At 67.0% G+C, this 19,712-nt stretch carries 17 protein-coding genes; 11 read left to right on the forward strand and 6 right to left on the reverse strand.

The features are described 5' to 3' along the window. Positions 1-112: 112 nt before the first annotated feature. The gene (locus RALTA_RS24860; protein WP_012356725.1) at positions 113-1,270 is read right to left on the reverse strand and encodes a glycosyltransferase; all 1,158 of its coding nucleotides are present in this window, start codon (positions 1,268-1,270) and stop codon (positions 113-115) included. A 122-nt stretch (positions 1,271-1,392) separates the two neighbouring features. Here RALTA_RS24860 and RALTA_RS24865 point away from each other — a divergent pair, with 122 nt between their 5' ends. The 8 genes from RALTA_RS24865 to RALTA_RS24900 all read left to right on the forward strand — a co-directional run bounded on the left by RALTA_RS24865 (position 1,393) and on the right by RALTA_RS24900 (position 11,397). Further along, the gene (locus RALTA_RS24865) at positions 1,393-2,610 is read left to right on the forward strand and encodes a glycosyltransferase family 4 protein (RefSeq protein ID WP_162098835.1); all 1,218 of its coding nucleotides are present in this window, start codon (positions 1,393-1,395) and stop codon (positions 2,608-2,610) included. Between the two features lie 98 nt (positions 2,611-2,708). Beyond that, positions 2,709-2,939 (forward strand): hypothetical protein, encoded by a 231-nt coding sequence (locus tag RALTA_RS30435; RefSeq protein ID WP_012356727.1) that lies wholly within the window; start codon positions 2,709-2,711, stop codon positions 2,937-2,939. Beyond that, entirely contained in the window at positions 2,936-3,373 is a 438-nt protein-coding gene (locus RALTA_RS24875; protein WP_012356728.1) for a GtrA family protein, read from the forward strand. The genes RALTA_RS30435 and RALTA_RS24875 overlap by 4 nt, the downstream gene beginning before the upstream one ends. Beyond that, entirely contained in the window at positions 3,370-5,049 is a 1,680-nt protein-coding gene (locus RALTA_RS28910; protein WP_012356729.1) for a DUF6311 domain-containing protein, read from the forward strand. The genes RALTA_RS24875 and RALTA_RS28910 overlap by 4 nt, the downstream gene beginning before the upstream one ends. A gap of 5 nt (positions 5,050-5,054) precedes the next feature. Continuing rightward, positions 5,055-6,104 carry a glycosyltransferase family 2 protein gene (locus RALTA_RS24885; protein ID WP_157877254.1) on the forward strand — a complete coding sequence of 350 codons (1,050 nt, stop codon included), beginning with the start codon at positions 5,055-5,057 and terminating at the stop codon, positions 6,102-6,104. A gap of 1,073 nt (positions 6,105-7,177) precedes the next feature. Then, positions 7,178-7,552 (forward strand): helix-turn-helix domain-containing protein, encoded by a 375-nt coding sequence (locus RALTA_RS24890; protein WP_041232628.1) that lies wholly within the window; start codon positions 7,178-7,180, stop codon positions 7,550-7,552. 287 nt (positions 7,553-7,839) lie between these two features. Then, positions 7,840-11,028 (forward strand): hypothetical protein, encoded by a 3,189-nt coding sequence (locus tag RALTA_RS30725; protein ID WP_012356733.1) that lies wholly within the window; start codon positions 7,840-7,842, stop codon positions 11,026-11,028. 129 nt (positions 11,029-11,157) lie between these two features. Beyond that, positions 11,158-11,397: a hypothetical protein gene (locus tag RALTA_RS24900; RefSeq protein ID WP_041232629.1), complete on the forward strand. Its 240-nt coding sequence runs from the start codon at positions 11,158-11,160 to the stop codon at positions 11,395-11,397. A gap of 41 nt (positions 11,398-11,438) precedes the next feature. Here the strand turns inward: RALTA_RS24900 and RALTA_RS24905 are convergent, their stop codons facing one another. The 5 genes from RALTA_RS24905 to RALTA_RS24925 all read right to left on the reverse strand — a co-directional run bounded on the left by RALTA_RS24905 (position 11,439) and on the right by RALTA_RS24925 (position 16,084). Next, complete coding sequence (locus RALTA_RS24905; RefSeq protein ID WP_012356734.1) at positions 11,439-12,362, reverse strand: SMP-30/gluconolactonase/LRE family protein; 924 nt, start codon at positions 12,360-12,362, stop codon at positions 11,439-11,441. 14 nt (positions 12,363-12,376) lie between these two features. Next, positions 12,377-13,348, reverse strand: a complete 972-nt coding sequence (locus RALTA_RS24910; protein ID WP_041232630.1) for a Bug family tripartite tricarboxylate transporter substrate binding protein — start codon at positions 13,346-13,348, stop codon at positions 12,377-12,379. Between the two features lie 86 nt (positions 13,349-13,434). Then, positions 13,435-14,370 (reverse strand): hydroxyacid dehydrogenase, encoded by a 936-nt coding sequence (locus tag RALTA_RS24915; RefSeq protein ID WP_012356736.1) that lies wholly within the window; start codon positions 14,368-14,370, stop codon positions 13,435-13,437. Then, positions 14,367-15,050 carry an RraA family protein gene (locus RALTA_RS24920; protein ID WP_012356737.1) on the reverse strand — a complete coding sequence of 228 codons (684 nt, stop codon included), beginning with the start codon at positions 15,048-15,050 and terminating at the stop codon, positions 14,367-14,369. The genes RALTA_RS24915 and RALTA_RS24920 overlap by 4 nt, the downstream gene beginning before the upstream one ends. 56 nt (positions 15,051-15,106) lie before the next feature. Continuing rightward, positions 15,107-16,084, reverse strand: coding sequence for a Bug family tripartite tricarboxylate transporter substrate binding protein (locus tag RALTA_RS24925; RefSeq protein ID WP_012356738.1), 978 nt, complete (start codon positions 16,082-16,084; stop codon positions 15,107-15,109). Between the two features lie 96 nt (positions 16,085-16,180). Here RALTA_RS24925 and RALTA_RS24930 point away from each other — a divergent pair, with 96 nt between their 5' ends. From RALTA_RS24930 to RALTA_RS24940, 3 genes are all read left to right on the forward strand, one after another. Beyond that, positions 16,181-16,954, forward strand: a complete 774-nt coding sequence (locus tag RALTA_RS24930; RefSeq protein ID WP_012356739.1) for an IclR family transcriptional regulator — start codon at positions 16,181-16,183, stop codon at positions 16,952-16,954. A gap of 290 nt (positions 16,955-17,244) precedes the next feature. Continuing rightward, positions 17,245-18,624 carry an amino acid permease gene (locus RALTA_RS24935; protein WP_012356740.1) on the forward strand — a complete coding sequence of 460 codons (1,380 nt, stop codon included), beginning with the start codon at positions 17,245-17,247 and terminating at the stop codon, positions 18,622-18,624. Positions 18,625-18,850: 226 nt separating this feature from the next. Next, complete coding sequence (locus tag RALTA_RS24940; RefSeq protein ID WP_050976563.1) at positions 18,851-19,705, forward strand: hypothetical protein; 855 nt, start codon at positions 18,851-18,853, stop codon at positions 19,703-19,705. The last annotated feature ends 7 nt before the right edge of the window (positions 19,706-19,712 follow it).

The raw sequence follows: 19,712 nt of genomic DNA on the forward strand, positions 1-19,712 counted from the left end.
CTCCCGCGGGAGAGAGGCGGGGGAAGAGGCGGCACGTCAACGGAGTACGGCGCCAGAATCCGCTAGGAGCGCGCCATCCCAATTCGTCAATCGACGCATGCTGGCCGCAACCTCACCAGCGCCGAAACTCCGGCTCCACCGCGGGCGCGGCGGCAGTGCCGTTGCGCAGCACGCTTTCGTATAGTGCGTGATAGCGCCGGCGCATTGTGCTGGCGCTGAATTTTTCGACGAAGCGGGCGCGTGCGTTGCGGCCGAGCGCTGAGGCCATGCTCGCATCGGCATGCAGGCGCGAGAGTGCGGCGCGCAGGGCAGCCGGATCGGCCGGCGGGACGACGTAGCCGGTGTGATCGTGCACGTTGACGTAGCTGCTGCCGGTGCCGATTTCTGAAGACACCAGCGGCTTGCCGAACATTGCCCCTTCGAGCAGCGTGACGCCGAATGCTTCTGACCTCAGGTGCGAGGGGAAGACCACGCCCCGGCACAGCGACAGCAGCGCATGCTTGTCGGTATCCGGCAGCACGCCCAGGAACGTCACGTTGCCCAGCCCCAGCGCGACGGCCTGTTGCCTCAGGGCGTCTTCCTGCGGCCCGGTGCCGACGATGACGACGCGGAACGCGGCGTCGCGGCACGCCTCCATCAGGATATGCAGGCCCTTGTAGTAGCGGATCACGCCGACGAACAGGAAAAATCCCTCCCCCAGGCGATCGCGCCACATGGCGACGCGGGCGGGGTCGGCTTCGCACTCGCTGGCATCGAGGCCGATCGGGATGGTGTGCACGCGTGCGCGATGGCGGCGCAGTACGTCGCTCGTTTCAAGATAATTGGGAGAGGTGGCGACGATCGCCTGCATGCTGCCCAGGAAACGATGCATCAGCGGCGCATACACGGGCATCAGCAGACGCTGGCGCACGATGTCGGAGTGGTAGGTGACGATCGCCGGCACGCGCACGCCCGCGGCAAAATGCAGCACGTCCCCAAACGGCCACGGAAAGTGGTACTGCACGACATCGGCCTGCGCCACGGCGCGCCGGAACTGCGCCAGCGCACTGAACGAGATCGGCGTGGACGCCGGCGCCAGGTGCGCACGTGCCCGCGTGACGCGCACGCCGTCGATCTCCAGCTCGCGCTGCGTGCCACCGCCATGCCGGCTCAGGGTGAACACCTCGTGCGCCAGGCCATCGGGCTGCCTGCGCGCGAGCTGGCGGATGACCTGTTCGATGCCCCCGTACGAGTCCGGGTAGTACACCTTGAAGACGTGAAGAATATTCATGGCAGTGCGTGGCTTGGCATCCGGCCCTGGTCGGCTGGTGGCAGAGTCTCTCGTGGCGTGCACGGGCGGAGTGTGATGGCCGTCACAGAATGCCAGGCACCGGCTCGCTATGGTTGCGCCTCATGCCCCAGTCCTCCTGCTTTCCGGCCCGGCCGCTGTGCGTCGCGGTGGGTGCCGTTTCGCTGTCATCCCCGCTGACGGGAATCGGCCAGTACACGCGTCACCTGGTGCGCGAGCTCGCGGCGCTTGGCGCGACGCCGCACTGCTTCCTGGGCGCGGGCTGGAGCGAGTCCGGCAGCGCCAGCCCTCATGCCGGGGCCGATGGCCCGGCGCCGGACAATGCCGGGCGCGCCGCGGCATGGCGCACCGCGGCGCGCGGCCTGTTGCGGCGCTCCGGGCTGGCGCACGTCGCCTCGCGCGCGTGGCAGGCGCACCGGTTCCGCACGGGCCTGCCGCGCGAGGCGGCGCTCTACCATGAGACCAACTTCCTGCCGTTCTGCTACGGGGCGCTGCCGACCGTACTCACGGCGCACGACGTATCGTGGCTGCGCTATCCGGAAACCCATCCCGCTGCACGGGTCAGCCTGATGCACCGGCAGTTTCCGCGCGCGCTGGCCCGGGCCGACCGCGTCATCGTGGTGTCGGACTTCGTGCGCGCCGAGCTGCTGGCGCTGTGCGAGGTCGATCCCGGCAAGGTCCGCGTGGTCCATAACGGCGTCGCGCCGGCGTTCCGGCCGCATGCCGCGGACGTGCTCGCGCCGGTGCTTGCCCGCCACGGCCTGGTGCCCGGCCGCTATATGCTGGCACTGGGCACCCTGGAGCCGCGCAAGCGGCTGTCGACGGCGCTGCGTGCGCACCAGCGGTTGCCGGCCGCGCTGCGACGCCATATGCCGCTGGTGCTGGCCGGCATCAAAGGCTGGCTGACCAGCGGACTGGAACGCGAGATGGCGCCCGCGGTGGCGCGGGGCGAGGTTCGCGTGGCGGGCTACGTGCCCGACGCGGAACTGCCGAGCCTGGTCGCAGGCGCCTGTGCCATGGTCTACCCATCCATCTACGAAGGCTTCGGCCTGCCGCCGCTGGAGGCCATGGCCAGCGGGGTACCGGTCATCTGCTCGGACCGGTCGGCGCTGCCGGACGTAGTAGGCGATGGCGGGGTATTGCTGGACCCGGACGACATCGACGGTTTCAGCGCGGCGATGCTGCGCGCCTGTGAAGACGCGCGCTGGCGCGCAGCCATCGGCGCCCGCGCCCTGCGTCGCGCCGCCGGCTTCAGCTGGCAGCGCTGCGCGCGCGAAACCCTCGACGTCTACGGCGAACTGCTGGCTACGGGGCGTGGGTGACGGCACGCGGAGGAATGTGACACCCATCACGGAACGGGTGAAACCGGCCGGCTACGCTTGCCGCTTCGATTTCGCGAGAAAAGCAAGGCAGCAAGAGGATGAGCCACGCCATTCAGTTTGACATCGTGGTGGACGGGTTCCGCATTCCGTGCACGGCTTCCGCCGAGGCCGGTTCGCAGGCGCGCCGTTCGGCCGGCGGACCGGCGGCGGATATCGACGCCGCGCTGGCCCGGTTGCAGCATGCCGCGCGCTTGCGCTTCCTGCAGGGCGCGGCGCCGCCGGTGGTCGTGCTGCGCGAGCATCTGCATGCGAACGGAGCTTGCCCGTGACGGGTCGGCACCGCCGCGGCGGCGTGCAGGCGCTGCCGGTGCGCACGACGTTCGGCCGCTACGTGCTGACCGGCTGCGCCCTGTTGCTGGCGGATGTCGCGCTGTTCCTTTCGCTCACGCATGCCGGCGTCGCGCCGGCGGCGGCGCAGGTGGCAAGCCGCGGCGCCGGCGCCATCGTCGGATTCGTGGCGCACAAGGGCTATTCCTTTCGCCATGGCGGCGTGGCTGCGCATGGGCTGCTGTCCCAGGGCGGCGGCTACGGCGTCCTGACGCTGGCCGGCGTGGCGCTTTCGCCAGTCGTGCTGGCCCTGGCGCTGCGACTCTGCGGCGAGCGGCTGCTGGTCGCCAAGCTGGCGGCGGAAGTGGTGATGGCCGGCCTCAACTTCGTCGCGATGCGCTGGCTGTTCCGTGCGCGTGCGGCCAGTACGCCATGATCGCCGGCGTCTTGCGCATAGCCGCACGGCGTGCGTCCACCGAACTGTCGCTCTCCTGGCGTGTCGCCCTTGCGCTGCTGACGGCGCTCATTCTTGCGCCCGCGGTGCTGTCGCCCGGCGTGATGCTGGGCACGGATCCCGCCCTGCGCTTTCCGCAAGGCGACCAGGCACAGGCGCTGGCCGGGGCCTGGTACTACTACGCCGATGGCTGGCGCCTCCCGCTGTTCTCGATGCGCGTGCCCGGCATCGACGGCCTGCGCAGCGTGATTTTCACGGACAGCATTCCGCTCCTCGCACTGGCCGGCAAGCTGTGGTACCGGGCGGGCGGCGCGGCGCTGGAACTGACGCCCGCGTGGCTCTGGATCTGCATGCTGGGACAAGGCTGGGCAATGACGCTGCTGCTGGACCAGCTGGGCCTGCGCCAGGCCGTTCACGTTGCCACCGGCACCGTACTGGCCCTGGTCATGCCCGCCCTGCTGTTCCGCTACTGGATGTGGCATCTGGCGCTGTGCGGCCAGTTCGTCCTGATCCTCGCACTGGCGCTGGCGCTGCGCCCGCCCGCGGGCATGGTGCGCGCGCCGCTGGACTGGAGATGGCCAGCCCTGCTGGTCGTGGCACTGGGCGTCCATCCCTACCTGCTGGCCATGACCTTGCCTTTCTTCCTGCTGAGCGCGCTGCGTGCCGCGTTTGAGCGGCAGCCTGGCGCGGCGCGCGGCGCCCTGGCGGCCGCCGGCCTGACCCTGGGCGTGCTTGGTGTTGCGCTTGCGCTCGGCGGCTATCTCGGCCAGGGACTGGTGCGCGGCAGCGAGGGTTTCGGCATTTACTCGATGAACCTGCTCGCCCCGTTCGGCGCGATGGGAAAGAGTGGCCTGCTGCCGGGCAGCGGGCACTTTGCGCGCGGCACGCCCGGCCAGATGGAGGGATTCAACTACCTCGGGCTGGGCCTGCTGGCGGGCCTGCTGTTGGTCGCCGGTGCCGTGTGCGCAGGCCGTGGTGCTGCGCTGCGCGCCGCGGCACGGCGGCAATGGCCGCTGCTGGCGCTGCTGGCCGGCCTGACGCTCTACGCGCTGTCCACCACCGTGTATGCCGGTGGCTATCGACTGTTGCGCTACGACTGGCCGGCGGGCCTGCAAGGCCTGACCGCAACCTTCCGCGCCTCGGGCCGCTTCTTCTGGCCGGTGGGCTATGCCATGGCCGCCTTCGTGCTGTATGGACTGGCGCGCTGCTACCGTCCGCGCACGGCCGCTGCATGCATGGTGGCCGTCGCCGCGCTGCAATGGCTCGACACCGCGGTGCTGCGCTCGGTCGTCATCACCGAGAAGCCCATGGACCCGGTGTCATCGGACCCGCTCGTCGGCGCACTGGTCGGGCGCCATGCCGCGCTCGCGTTCCATCCGCCGGTAGGCTGCTCGGACGACCGTGCCGCCATGCATGGCGGATTCGCCCTGCAGCTCTTGGCCGCGCGCGGCGGGCTGGCCATCAACAGTCTCTCCGGTGCACGCCAGGAAACCGACTGCACGCGCATCGCCGCGGCCCTGTTCCGACAGACGCTCGAGCCAGGCGTGCTGGTCGTGCTCGGGCCGCCGTATGACGCGCAGTACATTGCCGGGCGCGGGTGGAGCGCCCATTGCGTGGCCCGGCATGGTCTGCACTTCTGTAGCGCCGTCATCAGGTGATCTTCATGCAAGCCAGCGAACCGACGGAGCTGTCCGTCATCATCCCCGCGTACAACGAGGCGGCCAGCCTGCCACTGGCGCTGCCCCGCATCGTCAGCGAACTCGCACAGCTCGTCTCGCGCTTCGAGATCGTCATCGTCAATGACGGTTCCAGCGACCAGACCGCGGCGGTTGCCGACGAGCTGGCAAAGCGCCACCGGTTCGTGCGCGCCATCCATTTTTCGCGCAACTTCGGCAAGGAGGCGGCACTGGAAGCGGGGCTCACCTATGCCCGCGGCCGCGGCCTGCTCTTTATCGACGCGGACCTGCAGCATCCGCCCGCGCTGATCCCGCAGATGATCCGTGCCTGGCGCGCCGGCGCCGACGTGGTCAACGCGCGCAAGCGGCATCGCGGCGAGGAACGCGCCGCCTATGGCGCGGCGTCGCGCCTGTTCTACCGGATGTTCGAGCGTGCCACCGGCTTTGCCTTCGAAGGCGCCAGCGACTACAAGTTGCTCGACCGGCAGGTGGCCGATGCGCTGCTGCGCTGCCCCGAACGGGACCGCTTCTTTCGCGGGCTGGTGGCGTGGGTCGGCTTCCATCAGGTTGATATTCCCTTCGACGTGGCGCCGCGCGAAGCGGGGCGTTCCTCATGGTCGGTGGCTGGGCTGATGCGCTATTCGCTGCGCAGCCTGGTGGCATTTTCGTCGCTGCCGCTGCAGGCGGTCGCCATGGCCGGCTTCGCCGGCGTGGTGCTGAGTTTCCTGCTGATCTTGCAGACCGTGGCGCGCTACCTCAGCGGCAATGCCCTGGACGGCTTTACCACCGTGATCATCGCGCAGGCAGCGTTCAGCAGCCTGTTGCTGCTTGCGGTGGGTGTGCTGGCTGTCTATCTGGCACGCGTCTATGACGCGCAAAAACAGCGGCCGTCGTTTTTTGTGCGGGACCCTGATGCAGGTGTGAGGAGTGGGACCGTGTTGCGGGACATGGAAATTCAGCCAGCGCCGCCGCGTGTGCGGAAGCCCGTGGGGGCTTGTGATACCGATCACAGCCGGGTCGATCACGAGCTTCTATAGTGGGTCCTGTTGGCGCAATGACCCCGCCAACTTTCCCGTTATCGCCAGGCTGCCCCCGCACGCCTGGCATCTTTTTTTGGGGCGATGAAGCGGTGTTGTTTGAGGGTGTGGGGTAGGTTGCATGAGGTGTCGTGCTTGGCGGGCGTGGCGGTTTCGCTGGCGTAGCCGGCGGCCTCCTTTCCGTCCGAGCGACAGCAAGGAGGCACTGCGCGCGCTCCCTATCTCAAGTCTACGGCTCTGGCACGGAGTGCGCCGCTGCGCTCGCGCGCGCTATCGCGGGCGAGCCCAAAGGACTTTTCCCTTCCGCGGGTTTTCTCCCCTCTCTCGCTTGCGGGAGAGAGACGGGCGTGAGGGCCGGCGCATCCGTGAAGTCATGCGCCCGCCATATTCATCAGTGTGAACTTCGCCTGGTTCGTCGCGTTGGCCTTGGCTTGGCAGCGGGCCCTGTATGTGGATGCCGGCTGACCGGCGCGACTGTGACGTGCTGATTCGGGAAGAGCCGCTCGGCTGCCTCCTTGGCCTGCATGCAGCTCAGATACTCCCCATTGAAGACGACGGCAAACTCTCCGACATGCTGCTCGATCGCCCAACCCGTTTCCGTACGAACTACTATCGTTATTCGTTCAACCACCTTCATTCCCCGTCGAGCCGTGCTTTGCATCACGGTCTTTTTTGTTGGTAAAGCAGAGACTTCAATACACAGGCCAAGGCAATATTGCTATCGATGCGTCCATTGCGGCGTGCGCATCATCCAGACATTGCTCGCACATATGGTGCCCGCAATCCCGGCCTCGCTCATCACCCAAACATGGGTGAACCGTGCGTCACCGAAATACGGTTCGACATGGCATGTTCGCCATAACCAATAAATTTGCAACGAATCTCAGGCGAATTATTAAAGTCATTTCGTCAGAAAAGCAAGACAGCTCGCGGCGAGTTCGATGGCCACCCCACCAAAGGGGATTGCGGCAGCAATGCTGTGACACCTGTCACATCCCCGTGCGCATGTCATCGGCTAGCCTTGCCTTTCGACAGGCACGCACCACCCGGTGCGCTTCTCAGGGCAAGGCGACATGCAAGACGTGGAGTTCATCGAGCACGAAGGCCGGCGCTTCGTGCTGGTTCCGGAACGGACGTGGAATGACATCAAGGGCTGCATCCAGCAGCTGCTGGAGGAAGCGGGAATCGATGCCGGTACCGCGACTCCGTTCTCCCCGCCACTACTGGTGCAGGCCGCGATTTCCGCCGGCAGCTCCGAGCTGCGCGCATGGCGCCGCTTTCGCGGCTTGCCGAGCGATCAACTGGCCAAGCGCGTCGGCGTGACGCGGGCCTATATCTCGATGATCGAAACCGGTCGGCGCCGGCCCGCCGCCGACCTGCTGCACCGGCTTGCGCGCGAACTGGAGATTCCGGTCTGCGCGTTGGCAAGGAACCACGGCGCCGGCTAACGCGTTCACGCTATCGGCGCGTTGTTGTCGTTCTCTGCCGCAAGCGTTTCGGCGCACCGTTGCACGGCCTCTGTCTTTGCGCGTTTTTGTGGCCCCAGTCACTGATTCGGTGTGCGCATTTCCGGATACTGCCCCCGACGCGTTTTGCAGCGTGTCGCAGCCGGCGCCTCCAATGTCATTGACCATGCAGGCTGCAACGGAAGCGAGATCCGGATTTCGTACTGGCCCGCGCCGCGGATTGGCAGGCCGAAGTCCAGATCGCTTGTTTTTATTCCCAGGAGAACACTATGGCAGCATCTGCCTACTACGATCAGGTACAGAAGGTCTATATCGCCTACTACGGCCGCCCGGCCGACCCCACTGGCCTGGAATTCTGGGCCACCAAGCTCGACGGTGTCGGTGGCAATCTGAACGCGATCATCGATGCCTTCGGCAACTCGGCCGAGTCGACCGCCCTTTATGGCGGCCAGACCCACGGCGAGAAGATCAACGCGATCTACCAGCAGATGTTCGGCCGTGACGCCGAACCGGCTGGCCTCGCCTTCTATACCGGCCTGCTCGCAGCGACCCCGCCCAAGGCCACGCTGGCCAGCATCGCGCTGGACATCGTCAACGGCGCGCAGGGCAGCGACAAGGTCGCCGTCGACGCCAAGCTGGCAGCCGCCGAAGGCTTTACCGCCGCGCTGAACACGACCCCTGAAATCCTGAAGTACAGCGGCGACTGGGCCGCCCAGCAGGCGCGCGACTGGCTCAAGCCGGTCGACCAGCCTGGCGAAGGCTCCAACCCGCAGGCCGTGATCGACAAGATCGTCGCCGGTCCGGCACCGCAGCCGGGCAGCAAGGTGCTGACCACCGCCATCGACACCATCACGCTCGGCGCGGCCGACACCGTGACCGGCGGCACCGAGACCCTGACCCAGGGCGACTCGATCACCGGCCCGGGCAAGGTCGTGCTGAGCCTGGCTGCCAAGCAGGATCTGTACTCCGGCACCACCATCGCCGGTGCCAGCAAGGTGACCATCCAGCCGACCGGCGACGTGGCCGTCACCACCAAGAACTGGACCGACATCCAGCAAGTCGTGGTCGAGAAGGTCAAGGGTGACGTGAGCCTGGAAGACCTGCAAGGCGCCGCCACGCAGTATGACCTCGTCGACGCGATCCAGGCCGAAGACAAGATCACGCTGAACTTCGACGGCCAGCAGATCCAGGGCAAGGAAGCCAACGTCTCGGTCAAGGAAGTCAACGCGACGGTGGAGATCAACACCGATGCCGGCTTCGACGTCGAGACCATCAACCTGACCATCAACGATGACAAGGCTGGCTTCGAGTCGAACCTGACCGACCTGATCGGCGACGGCACCAAGACGCTGAACATCAAGGGCGGCCAGGCCGGCCTGAACTTCGGCATCAAGGGCGCGCTGGACTCGTCCCTGACCACCATCGACGCCTCGGGCGCGCTGGCCAACCTGAACCTGAACATCTCGGAATCAGACCAGCAGGTGAACGTCAAGCTGGGCTCGGGCAACGACGTGCTGAACGTCGGCGACTCGCTGCGCACGGGTGACGTGATCGACGGCGGCGCCGGTGCCGACAAGGTCGTCGCCGTGTTCGACGCCAACGCCACGGTGGCCGAAGCCAACCGCGCGCCGACCATGAGCCGCGTCGAGACGCTGGATGCCACGTTCCTGAACGCGGTCCACCTGGACGGCACCAACATCAACGACCTGGCCACCATCAACCTGAAGGCCTCGACGGGCCGTGCCGACTTCAACAACTTCGACAGCACGCTGAAGACCCTGAACATCCAGGGCAACCTGGCGCAGGGCGTCGAAGTGGACTACGACGGCCAGGCGCTGACCACGCTCGATATCAACATCGAAGGCACCACCAGCGTGATCGGCAACGCCGGCAATCCGTCGGGCATCCGCGTCATCAACGCCGACAAGGTGGCGCTGAGCCACAACGGCAGCGAGAGCGTGGTGATTTCGCGCGGCCTGCAGGTGGACGACTCGTTCTCGGGCCGCTACACCACCGACCTGTCGATCACCAACAACTCCGCCGGTAACCTGACCATCGATGGCAACAACTACACGGACAGCGTCATCCTCGACGGCAACACCGTGCAGCGCCTGAACATCAAGTCGACCGGCCTGGGCGACCTGTCGCTGGGCAACCAGTTCGAAAGCCTGATGGATGAAGCGACCAACCTGCAGCACCTGGTCGTGGAAGGCGCCACCGACAGCGACATCGAGATCGGCCGCGTGGGCGATTCCCGTGCCGCCGGCGACCTCGAAACCGTGAAGCTCAGCACCGGCATCAGCACCGAGTTCACCTCGTGGGGCATCGATGCCGCCGACGCCGACAAGCGCGCCACCATCACCAGCATCGACGTTGCTGCCGCGGCTTCGGGCCACATGCACCTGCTCGGCGGCTTCGAAGGCGGCGACTGGCTGCAGGCTGCCTCCGTCAACCTGATGAAGGTCGACGTGGCCGCCGGCGCATCGGTGGACGGCGACGCCAGCGGTACGGTATGGGCGAATGACCAGGGTCTTGGCGGCCTCGACATCCCGGTCGGTTACTCCAGCCTGGTGCGCCTGGACCTGGACGAGCAGGCCGGCGCGGACAGCAAGCTGATCCTGTCGGGTTCCGGCAAGGTCACCGGCTTCGCGTTCGAGGACAACAACTTCGCCACCATCGACGCATCGGCCCTGAAGGGCAGCGGCGTGACGATCGTGATGGAAGATCCGTCCGACGCGGCAGCGTTCACGTTCATCGGGTCTGGCAATGATGATCTTGTCTACGCCTCGAACAGCGCCGATACGCTCAACGGCGGCGCCGGCGATGACACGCTGTTCGGTAACGGCGGTGCCGACGTGATCAACGGCGGAGCCGGCAACGACGAGCTGTTCGGCGGCGAAGGCAACGACAAGATCGACGGCGGCGCAGGCGATGACTTCATCGCCGGCGGGCTGCACTCAGACGTGCTGACCGGCGGCGCGGGCGCGGACTCGTTCTACTTCAACTTCGACCAGAACCACCTGGCCGAGGCAGGCAAGTCGACCAACCCGGGCGCTGCCGCCAAGCAGGACGTCATCACCGACTTCAAGGTTGCCGAGGACACCATCCTGGTCGACGTGACGAATCCGCTGAGCGCAGGGGACTATGCCTTCTACGTGACCAACGCGCCCGGCGCCAACGGCTTCCCGGCATTCGCTTACTACATCGGCGACGGCCTGGATCCGGTCAACGTGGTGATCCGCGTGGGCACGTACAACGAAGACGGCTCGTTCAACTACAACGCCAACGGCACCGACCTGCAACTGCTGTTCAACACCGAAGGCGAAGCGTTCAACCCGCTCGACTTCACGCTGAACAACGGCGCGCAGGCCTTCGTTCAGGCCGAGCACGAAGTCGCGCTGCTGGGCGCGGCGAACCAGCTGGGCAGCCTGTCGACCTCGGACCTGGTCTGGGTCTGATCGTTACCCGGTAGTTGCAGCTTGCAGTGGGAAAGGGCTGGCCGCGGGCCAGCCCTTTTTTTCCAGGCGGATTGCCGCGCACTGGTCCCCATGCGTCCCGCGACCGTATGCGCCCGCTCGCCTTATCGTATGAATGTCCGCTTCATCATGCCCGATGCCGCTCCCGTGCAGCCCCCTTTCGTTCTGGTCATGCGCGAAGAGGACGGCGGATGGCACGTCAGGATGCTGACCGAAGGCTTCGTCGTCTCGCTGACCGAGACCTTCTCCACCAGGCAGGAAGCAGTCGCCGCGGCGGCCGAGGCCTTCCCCAGCCTGCAAATCGACATCGGTGTTCCGCCGCCCAAGGCACACGGTCAAACGGACGCCTGAGGCGCCCGCTTCCCCGTTGCGCCCGGCACCCGTGGCAACCCTCAGGCCGCGACCCCGCCATGCACGGGCGCGCCGCCTTCGGGCACCTCGGCACTCAAGATCGATCCCGTGGTGGATTCCGTCATCAGCAGCGTGGTGCCGTCAGCGCCCCCGAAGCAGAGGTTGGTCAACGACGCGCCAACCGGCGTGCGGATGACTTCGACCGGCTCGGCGCGATGATTCAGCACCCAGACATAGCCAAGTCCCGGATTGGCCACCAGCAGGAAGCCGTCCGCGCGCATGGCGAGCCCGTCAGGACCGCTCGGTCCGTATGACGTGAAGAACTGGCCCACCTTGCTGACGGAGCCGTCGGCCTGCAACGGCAATCGCCACACGCAATTGCCACGCGTCATGGCGACATACAGCACCTTCTCGTCGGGCGACAGCACCAGGCCATTCGGGCTCGGCGCATTGTTCAGCAGCACGTCGAGCTTGCCCGCGGGCGAAAGCCGGTAGACGCGCCCGGTGGGGTCGTGCATGCCGGTCTGGCCCTGGTCCGTGAAGTACAGGTTGCCCGCCGAATCGAAGGTCAAGTCGTTGACACCGCGGAAGCGCTCCGAATTCCTGCGCTCAAGGAACGGCGTCACGGCGCCTGTCTGCGGGTCCAGCCGCATCAGCCCGTTGCGGTAGTCGGTGATCAGGAAGTCCCCGCCGGCCAGGCGCTTCATGCCGTTCGGCTCGCCGTCGTATTCGGCCACCAGTTCCCAGCTGCCCTGCAGCGATATGCGGAACACGCGGCCATAGGGAATGTCGGTGACCCACAGGTGGCCGTCCGACCAGACCGGGCCTTCCAGGAACGACTCGGTGAGCGTGCCGCCGCGATTGGCCTGTGACCAGGCGTTGTCGGGATCCTGCCGACGGAACGATTGCGGCAGGCGCGTCAGCACGCTGGCGTCCCGGACCCTGGGTTGCGCAAGCAACATCATGGTGGTCCCCGCTGCTACTGCTTTTCGATATTGGCCTTCTGGGCAACGGCCGCCCATTGCGCCGTTTCCCGCTGGATCAGCTGTGCGAACGCGCTGCTGTCCAGGCTGCCCGGTTGCGAACCCATTTGCGCCAGGAACTGCTTCATGTCAGGCGACTGCAGAGCCTTCTGCACCTCGGCCTGCAGCCGGGCGATCACTTCCGCGGGCGTTCCCTTCGGCGCCGCCAGGCCCGACCAGTTGAACAGGTTGAATGCCGGCAGCCCGGCTTCCGCGAAGGTCGGCACCTCGGGGAACACATCGAGCCGGCGCTTGCCGCTGATGCCAAGCAGGCGCATCTGGTTGCCCCTGACCGGCGCCAGCGCGGTCGGCGTGGACACCACCAGCAAGTCGACGCTGCCACCCAGCAGGCCGACCATGGCTTCGCCGGCACCCTTGTACGGAACATGCATCAGCTTGATCCCGGCGGCCTGCTGAAAGGCCTCGGCGGAGAAGTGCGGCGAGCTGCCCGGGCCGCCGGTACCAAATGTCACTTCACCCGGATGCGCCTTGGCGTATTGGATCAGCGAGGCCAGGTCCTTGAAGCGAGAGTCGGCCTTGACCCCGACCACGACCGGCGAGAACGCGAACGGGGCGATCGGCACCAGCGCGGTCTGGTGGTCCCAGCCCAGTTTCTTGAAGACGTAGGGCAGCGTGGTGTAGGAGTTGTCATTGGCCAGCAGCGTATAGCCGTCGGCCGGCGCCTTGACCACCTGCGTGGTGCCGATGGTGCCGGAAGCACCCGGCTTGTTCTCGACCACGAAGCTCTGGCCGGTCTGCTCGGTGAGCTTCTGCGCCACCTTGCGAGTCACCACGTCGACGGCGCCGCCCGGGGGATTCGGCACGACAATGCGCACGGGCTTGTCCGGGTATGCTGCCCATGCCGGCGCCACGCTGGCAGCTGCCATCGCCGCGACCACGGCAAACAGACCAAATTTGCGATGAACCATCATTGTCTCCTGGCAGCGGCCGGCGCGACTGTCAGCCGGCCGCGATGCCTGTATTGTTGTTGACCGACGAAGCGTGGAAGCCTCGCTCAGACCGCCGCGGCTGAGCCTTGCAGCACGGCAAGCACATTGTTTGCGGCACCCACCCCCATGTTCACGTACGCCGCATCGCTGACGCCGCCGATATGCGGCGACAGGATGACGTTGGGAAGCTGCTGGAACGGGTGCGGCACTACCATCGGCTCGATGGCGAAGCTGTCCAGGCCGGCCGCGTAGAGCTTGCCGTCGAGCGCCTCGGCCAGCGCGGGCTCGTCGATCAGGCCACCGCGTGCGGTGTTGACCAGGATGGCACCGTCCTTGAACCAGGACAGCGTCTCGCGGTTCAGCATGCCGCGGTTTTCCTCGGTCAGCGGGCAGTGCAGCGACACCACGTCCGCTGCCTGGTAGAGCTGCTTCAGTTCGCTGACCAGCGTGACGCCGGCGGGCACTGTCTTCGCGTACGGATCGAAGGCGATCACGCGCATGCCCATGGCCACGCCGGTCACCGCAACGCGGCGGCCGATCTCGCCGAGGCCGACGATGCCCAGGGTGCGGCCATTGAGCTCGATGGTCTTGTGGACCGACTTGTCCCAATGGCCCGCGCGCATGCGCGCGTTCAGTTGCGGCACCGACTTGGCACAGGCGAGGATCAGCGCCCACGCGTGTTCGGCAACCGCGGCGGCATTTGCGCCCACCGCGGCCCTTACCGCGATGCCGCGTTCGGCAGCGGCCTTCTGGTCGATCACGTCGATGCCGCTGCCGTGCTTCGAGATCACCTTCAGGGCCGGTGCCGCATCCATGACCTCGGCCGTCACGCTGCCATAACGCACGATGATGCCGACTGGGTTGTGCTGCCGCGCCAGCGCGGCCAGCTCGGCGGCCTGGGGTTTCTTGCCGGCGAAGACGAGTTCATAGTCCCCAAGCAGCGCGACCGCTTCCGGCGCCAGGTCGGCACCCGTGACGATAATGACGTCCTTGCCGTTCACAGGGCTTCTCCCTGCTTCAGCACGCCGGCCGTCACCAGCGACGCCAGCAGCCACGGCGCGTTGGTGTTGCCCTCCTTGATCTGCGCGATGCGCCGGACTTCGGCCTCTTCCTTGCTGGCCGCGGCATCGAGCAGCGCTTCGATCTTGTCGCGCTCCACCACGACCAGGCCGTCGGCATCGCCGCAGATATAGTCGCCCGGGTTCACCGTCACGCCGCCGACGGAAATGGGGTGCCCGATGCGGCCGCCGACTTCCTTGGTCGGGCCATTGGGATTGGTGCCCACGGAAAAGACGGGGAACTGCATGTCCTCCAGTTCCAGGCTGTCGCGCACGGCGCCGTCGATGACGACACCGGCCAGCCCGCGCTGGCGGGCGGCATGCATCATGATCGTTCCCATCAGCGCGGAGGTCTGGTCGCCCTTGCCGTCCACCACCAGGACATCGCCAGGCTGCGCCAGCGCCAGCGCTGCGTGGATCATCAGGTTGTCGCCGGGACGGACTTCCACGGTGAAGGCGGGGCCGGCAACTTTCATGGTCGGACGCAAGGCGCGGATGCGGCCATGCAGGGCGCCGCGGCGTCCGCCGACGTCCGACAGGATCGCCGGCTGGAAGCGGGCGGCACGCTCGACCACGGCGGCGGGCACGCGCTCGAACGATTTGATGATGTTGGGCAAGGTCATGAGAGCAACTCCGGCAAGATGAGGGGATAGGTGTCCAGGCAGATACGAAAGGCCGATCAATCCAGCTTGGCGCCAGAGGCCTTGACGACGGCGGCCCAGCGTGCAATGTCCTGTCTGATCAGCGTGGTGAAGGCTTCCGGCGTCCCCACCAGCACCGAGGCGCCTTGTTCGTTCAGCTTCCTGGCGAGCGCCGGGGACTGGAGCGCCTTGTTGAACTCGGCATTGAGCCGCGCGATGATGTCCTTCGGTGTCGCGGCAGGCGCGACAAAGCCGAACCAGGTCGCGGTCTCGAAGCCGGGATAGCCGGACTCGGCCACGGTCGGAACCTGGGGCAGGTCCGGCACGCGCTTCGCCGACGTCACGGCCAGCGGCCGCAGCTTGTTGTTCTTGATGTGGCCGAGCAGCGTCGGCACGGACGCCATGTACAGGTCCACCTGCCCGCCCATCAGGTCGTTGACCGCCTGCGCGGCGCCCTTGTACGGGACATGGGTGAATTTGACTTTCGCGGTGCTTTGCAGCTGCTCGCCGCCAAGGTGGGCGACGGTGCCATTACCGGGCGAGGCGAAATTCAGCGATGCCGGTTTGGCCCGGGCGGCCTGGATGACGTCCTTCATCGTCTTGTACGGTGCGTTGACGTGCGTCACCAGCACCAGCGGCGCGGATGCGACCAGGCTGATCGGTGCCAGGTCCTTCAGCGGGTCATACGGCAGCCGCTCGTACAGCGAGGGATTGATGGCAAGGTTGCTGGTCTGCCCCATGGCGATGGTGTAGCCATCGGCCGGCGCCTTGGCCGCCGCGTCGATGCCGAGGTTGCCGCCCGAACCCGGCTTGTTCTCCACGACAAAGACCCATCCCGTCGACTTCGCCACGGTATTGGTCACCTCGCGCGCAATAATGTCGGTGCCCCCACCAGCGGGAAACGGCACGATGACGCGGATGGGCTTGACCGGATAGGGCGACGCGGCATGGGCGCCGGTGCAGGCCATCAGCAGGCCGGCAAGGGCCGTGAGGACACGGCGGGAGGTGAACTGCATGGATGTCTCCAGATCTCGTTTCGTTGTGATCTGGATTGTGGTGCATCGTTTCACGGCATACAATGCCGTTTCACACAGTGCACCGTATTCCGCACCATGAACCCTAAAAGTGCTCCCACAGACGCCTCCGCCGCGGAAGAAGGCTCCGGCGCCGTGATCGCCGTGACGCGCGCGCTGCGCGTGCTCGAAGCCTTCGGCGTCAATGACCCGCAGCTGTCGCTGGCCGAACTGAGCCGGCGCACCGGCATCCACAAGACCACGGTGCTGCGGCTGGCCCGCACGCTGGCGGCGGACAACTACCTGGTGCAGAAAGACGACGGCAACTGGCGACTCGGACGCGCGGCCGGCTGGCTCGGCGCCTGCTACCAGGCCACCTTCAACGTCCAGGAAGTCGTGGAGCCCGTGTTGCGGGAACTGACCATCAAGACCGGGGAAAGCGCTTCGTTCTACGTGCGCGAGGGCCAGCAGCGAACCTGCCTGGTCCGCGTAGAAGGCCCGCAGGCGATCCGCCATCACGTCAGGATCGGCGCGGCGCTGCCGCTGGACAGCGGCTCGCCGGGTCGGGTCATCCTGGCGTTTTCGGGCGAGCCGGGCGAGCTCTATGAAATGATCCGGCGGCGCGGCTTCCACCTGTCGCTCGGCGAGCGCGAGCCGGAGGTCTCCAGCGTGTCGGCACCGGTGTTCGGGCTGCACTGGCGCCTGCTGGGATCGATGTGCATTTCCGGGCCGACGTCCCGGCTTGGCGAAGCGCGGCTGCTGGAGCTGGCGCAGACCGTTGTCGACGCCGCGAACAAGCTTTCGTATGCCATGGCAGGCAGCCAGCGGCCCGCGCTGCACGGCGAACGCCAGCCGGCAACCTGGCATCCCTGAGCCACCGCCCGGCGCGTTGCCGCGCTGCTGGCGCCGGAGCTGGCCCGTGCCTTTGCTGTCGCCATGCTCGCCCCGGGTGCGGGCCATACCATTGCGCGCCGTGGGCCGCATCACGCTGCGCCAGCAATTTTTCCTGCATTCCGGCACGAATTCAGCAACAAATATCCCCGCTATCTGATTAACCTGCCCGCTCTTTTGCGTTTGCGCGCACGCAAACGCAAAAGCTCTCTGCCCCCGCCGGCCCCACAAGGACTGGCGCGGCCATTCAAGATCACACGGAGACAACGAGGATGAGTGCAAGCGCAGAACATCTGCAACGCGGCCTGGGCGAACGCCATATCCGGCTGATGGCGCTGGGATCGGCCATCGGCGTGGGCCTGTTCCTGGGCGCCGGCAATGCCATCAAGATGGCCGGGCCCGCCATCATGCTGGCCTACCTGATCGGCGGCGCGATGATCTTCCTGATCATGCGCGCGCTCGGCGAGATGGCCGTGCACAACCCGGTGGCCGGCTCGTTCTGCCGCTACGCGCAGGACCACATGGGCCCGCTGGCGGGCTACCTGACCGGCTGGAACTACTGGTTCCTGTGGCTGGTGACCTGCGTGGCGGAAATTACCGCCGTGGCCATCTACATGGGCATGTGGTTCCCCGATGTGCCGCGCTGGATCTGGGCGCTGGCGGCGCTGGCCGCGATGGGCTCGGTCAACCTGATGGCGGTCAAGGCCTATGGCGAGTTCGAGTTCTGGTTCGCCATGATCAAGATCGTCACCATCGTGCTGATGCTGATCGGCGGCGGCGCGATGATCGTGTTCGGCTTCGGCAACGGCGGCGTTGCCACCGGCATCTCCAACCTGTGGGCGCACGGCGGCTTCATGCCCAACGGCGCCTCGGGCGTGCTGATGTCGCTGCAGATGGTGATGTTCGCCTACCTCGGCGTCGAAATGATCGGCCTGACCGCCGGCGAGGCGCGCAATCCGAAGAAGTCGATTCCGGATGCGATCAACTCGGTGTTCTGGCGCATTCTGATCTTCTACGTGGGCGCGTTGTTCGTGATCCTGGCGCTCTATCCGTGGAACGAGATCGGCGCGCAGGGCAGCCCGTTCGTGCTGACCTTCGAGCGCCTGGGCATCAAGACCGCCGCCGGCATCATCAACTTCGTGGTGCTGACCGCGGCGCTGTCATCGTGCAACGGCGGCATCTTCAGCACCGGGCGCATGCTGTACAACCTGTCGCTGCAGGGCCAGGCGCCGGCGGCCTTCGCCACCGTCGACCGCAACGGCGTGCCGCGCCGCGCGCTGCTGGTGTCGATCGCCGCGCTGCTGGCCGGCGTGCTGCTCAACTACCTGGTGCCGGAAAAGGTCTTTGTCTGGGTGACCGCGATCTCCACCTTCGGCGCGGTCTGGACCTGGGCCATCATCCTGGTCACGCAGATCCAGTTCCGCCGCGGCCTGTCGGCGGCCGAGCGCAAGGCGCTGGCGTTCCGCATGCCGTTCTGGCCGTATGGCTCGTACATCGCGCTGGCGTTCCTGGCGCTGGTGGTGGCGTTGATGGCCTACTTCCCCGATACGCGCGTGGCGCTGTACGTGGGCCCCGGCTGGCTGGTGCTGCTGACGATCTGCTACTACGCGCTCGACATGCGCTCGCGCGGGCCGGTCAGCTACCGCGCCTGAGCCGGCGGCATTCAGGCGTGCCGGCGCGGCGTGCGCCGCGCGGCGCGCCTCGCTACAATGGCTCCCGGGCAATCCATCGCCAGGGGGCCGAATGTCCGGGACGTCCGAATCCGCCAAGCCGGTTGCAGCGGCGTTGCACAGCAGCGCCGTCGAGGACCACGCGCCGGCCGAGGCCGCATCAGCGGCCCCGGCGGCCCACACCACGCTTGCGCAGGCCGACCACGCCATGCGCCACTGGACCGACCCCGCCCCCGGGCCCCTATGCGTCGGCTCCACGCAGCACCTGCGGATGTTCTGCAACATGCTGCTGCAAACCCACAATCCCTACAAACCCGCCGTGATCGACTGGCCCAGGCTGTCGCCCGAGGCCCTGCATCGCGTCACCTCGCTGCCGATCTGGGACATCGCCGTGCAGACCGAGGGCCGCGCCGCGATCCGGGTCCGGACCTTTGCCGAGACCGTCAGCGACCCGCTGCTGCGCCGCGCGCTGGAAATGGACGGCGCCGAAGAGGCACGCCACAAGGTGGTGCTGTCGAAGCTGGTCGAGGCCTACGGCATCGCGCTGGCACCGGAGCCGGACTATCCGCCGCCGCGCGATCCCGAATGGGGCTGGCTGGTAACCGGCTACAGCGAGTGCATCGACAGCTTCTTCGCCTTCGGCCTCTTTGCCGCGGCCAGGCGCTCCGGCTTCTTCCCCGCCGAACTGGTCGAAACCTTCGAGCCCGTGATCCAGGAAGAAGGCCGGCACATCCTGTTTTTCGTCAACTGGGCCGCGTGGTACCGGCGCAACCTGCCGTGGTGGCGCCGCCCGCTGTTTGCGCTGAAAGTGGCGCGGGTGTGGGCCTTCCTGGTCTGGGAACGGATCGGCATGGCGCGCGGCATCGATGCCGACGGCGTGGCGCAGGATGCCAACTTCACCATGAACGGCTCGGCCGCGCTGGGCGAGGCAATGACGCCGGGCGCGATGATCGACCTGTGCCTGGCCGAGAATGCCCGCCGCATGGCGGGCTACGACGCGCGCCTGCTGCGTCCGGGCACCGTGCCGCGGCTGGCCCGCCTGGCGCGGCGCTTCGTCAAATAAGGGGCGG

Origin of the sequence: Cupriavidus taiwanensis LMG 19424, assembly GCF_000069785.1 — a bacterium.
Lineage (GTDB): Bacteria > Pseudomonadota > Gammaproteobacteria > Burkholderiales > Burkholderiaceae > Cupriavidus > Cupriavidus taiwanensis.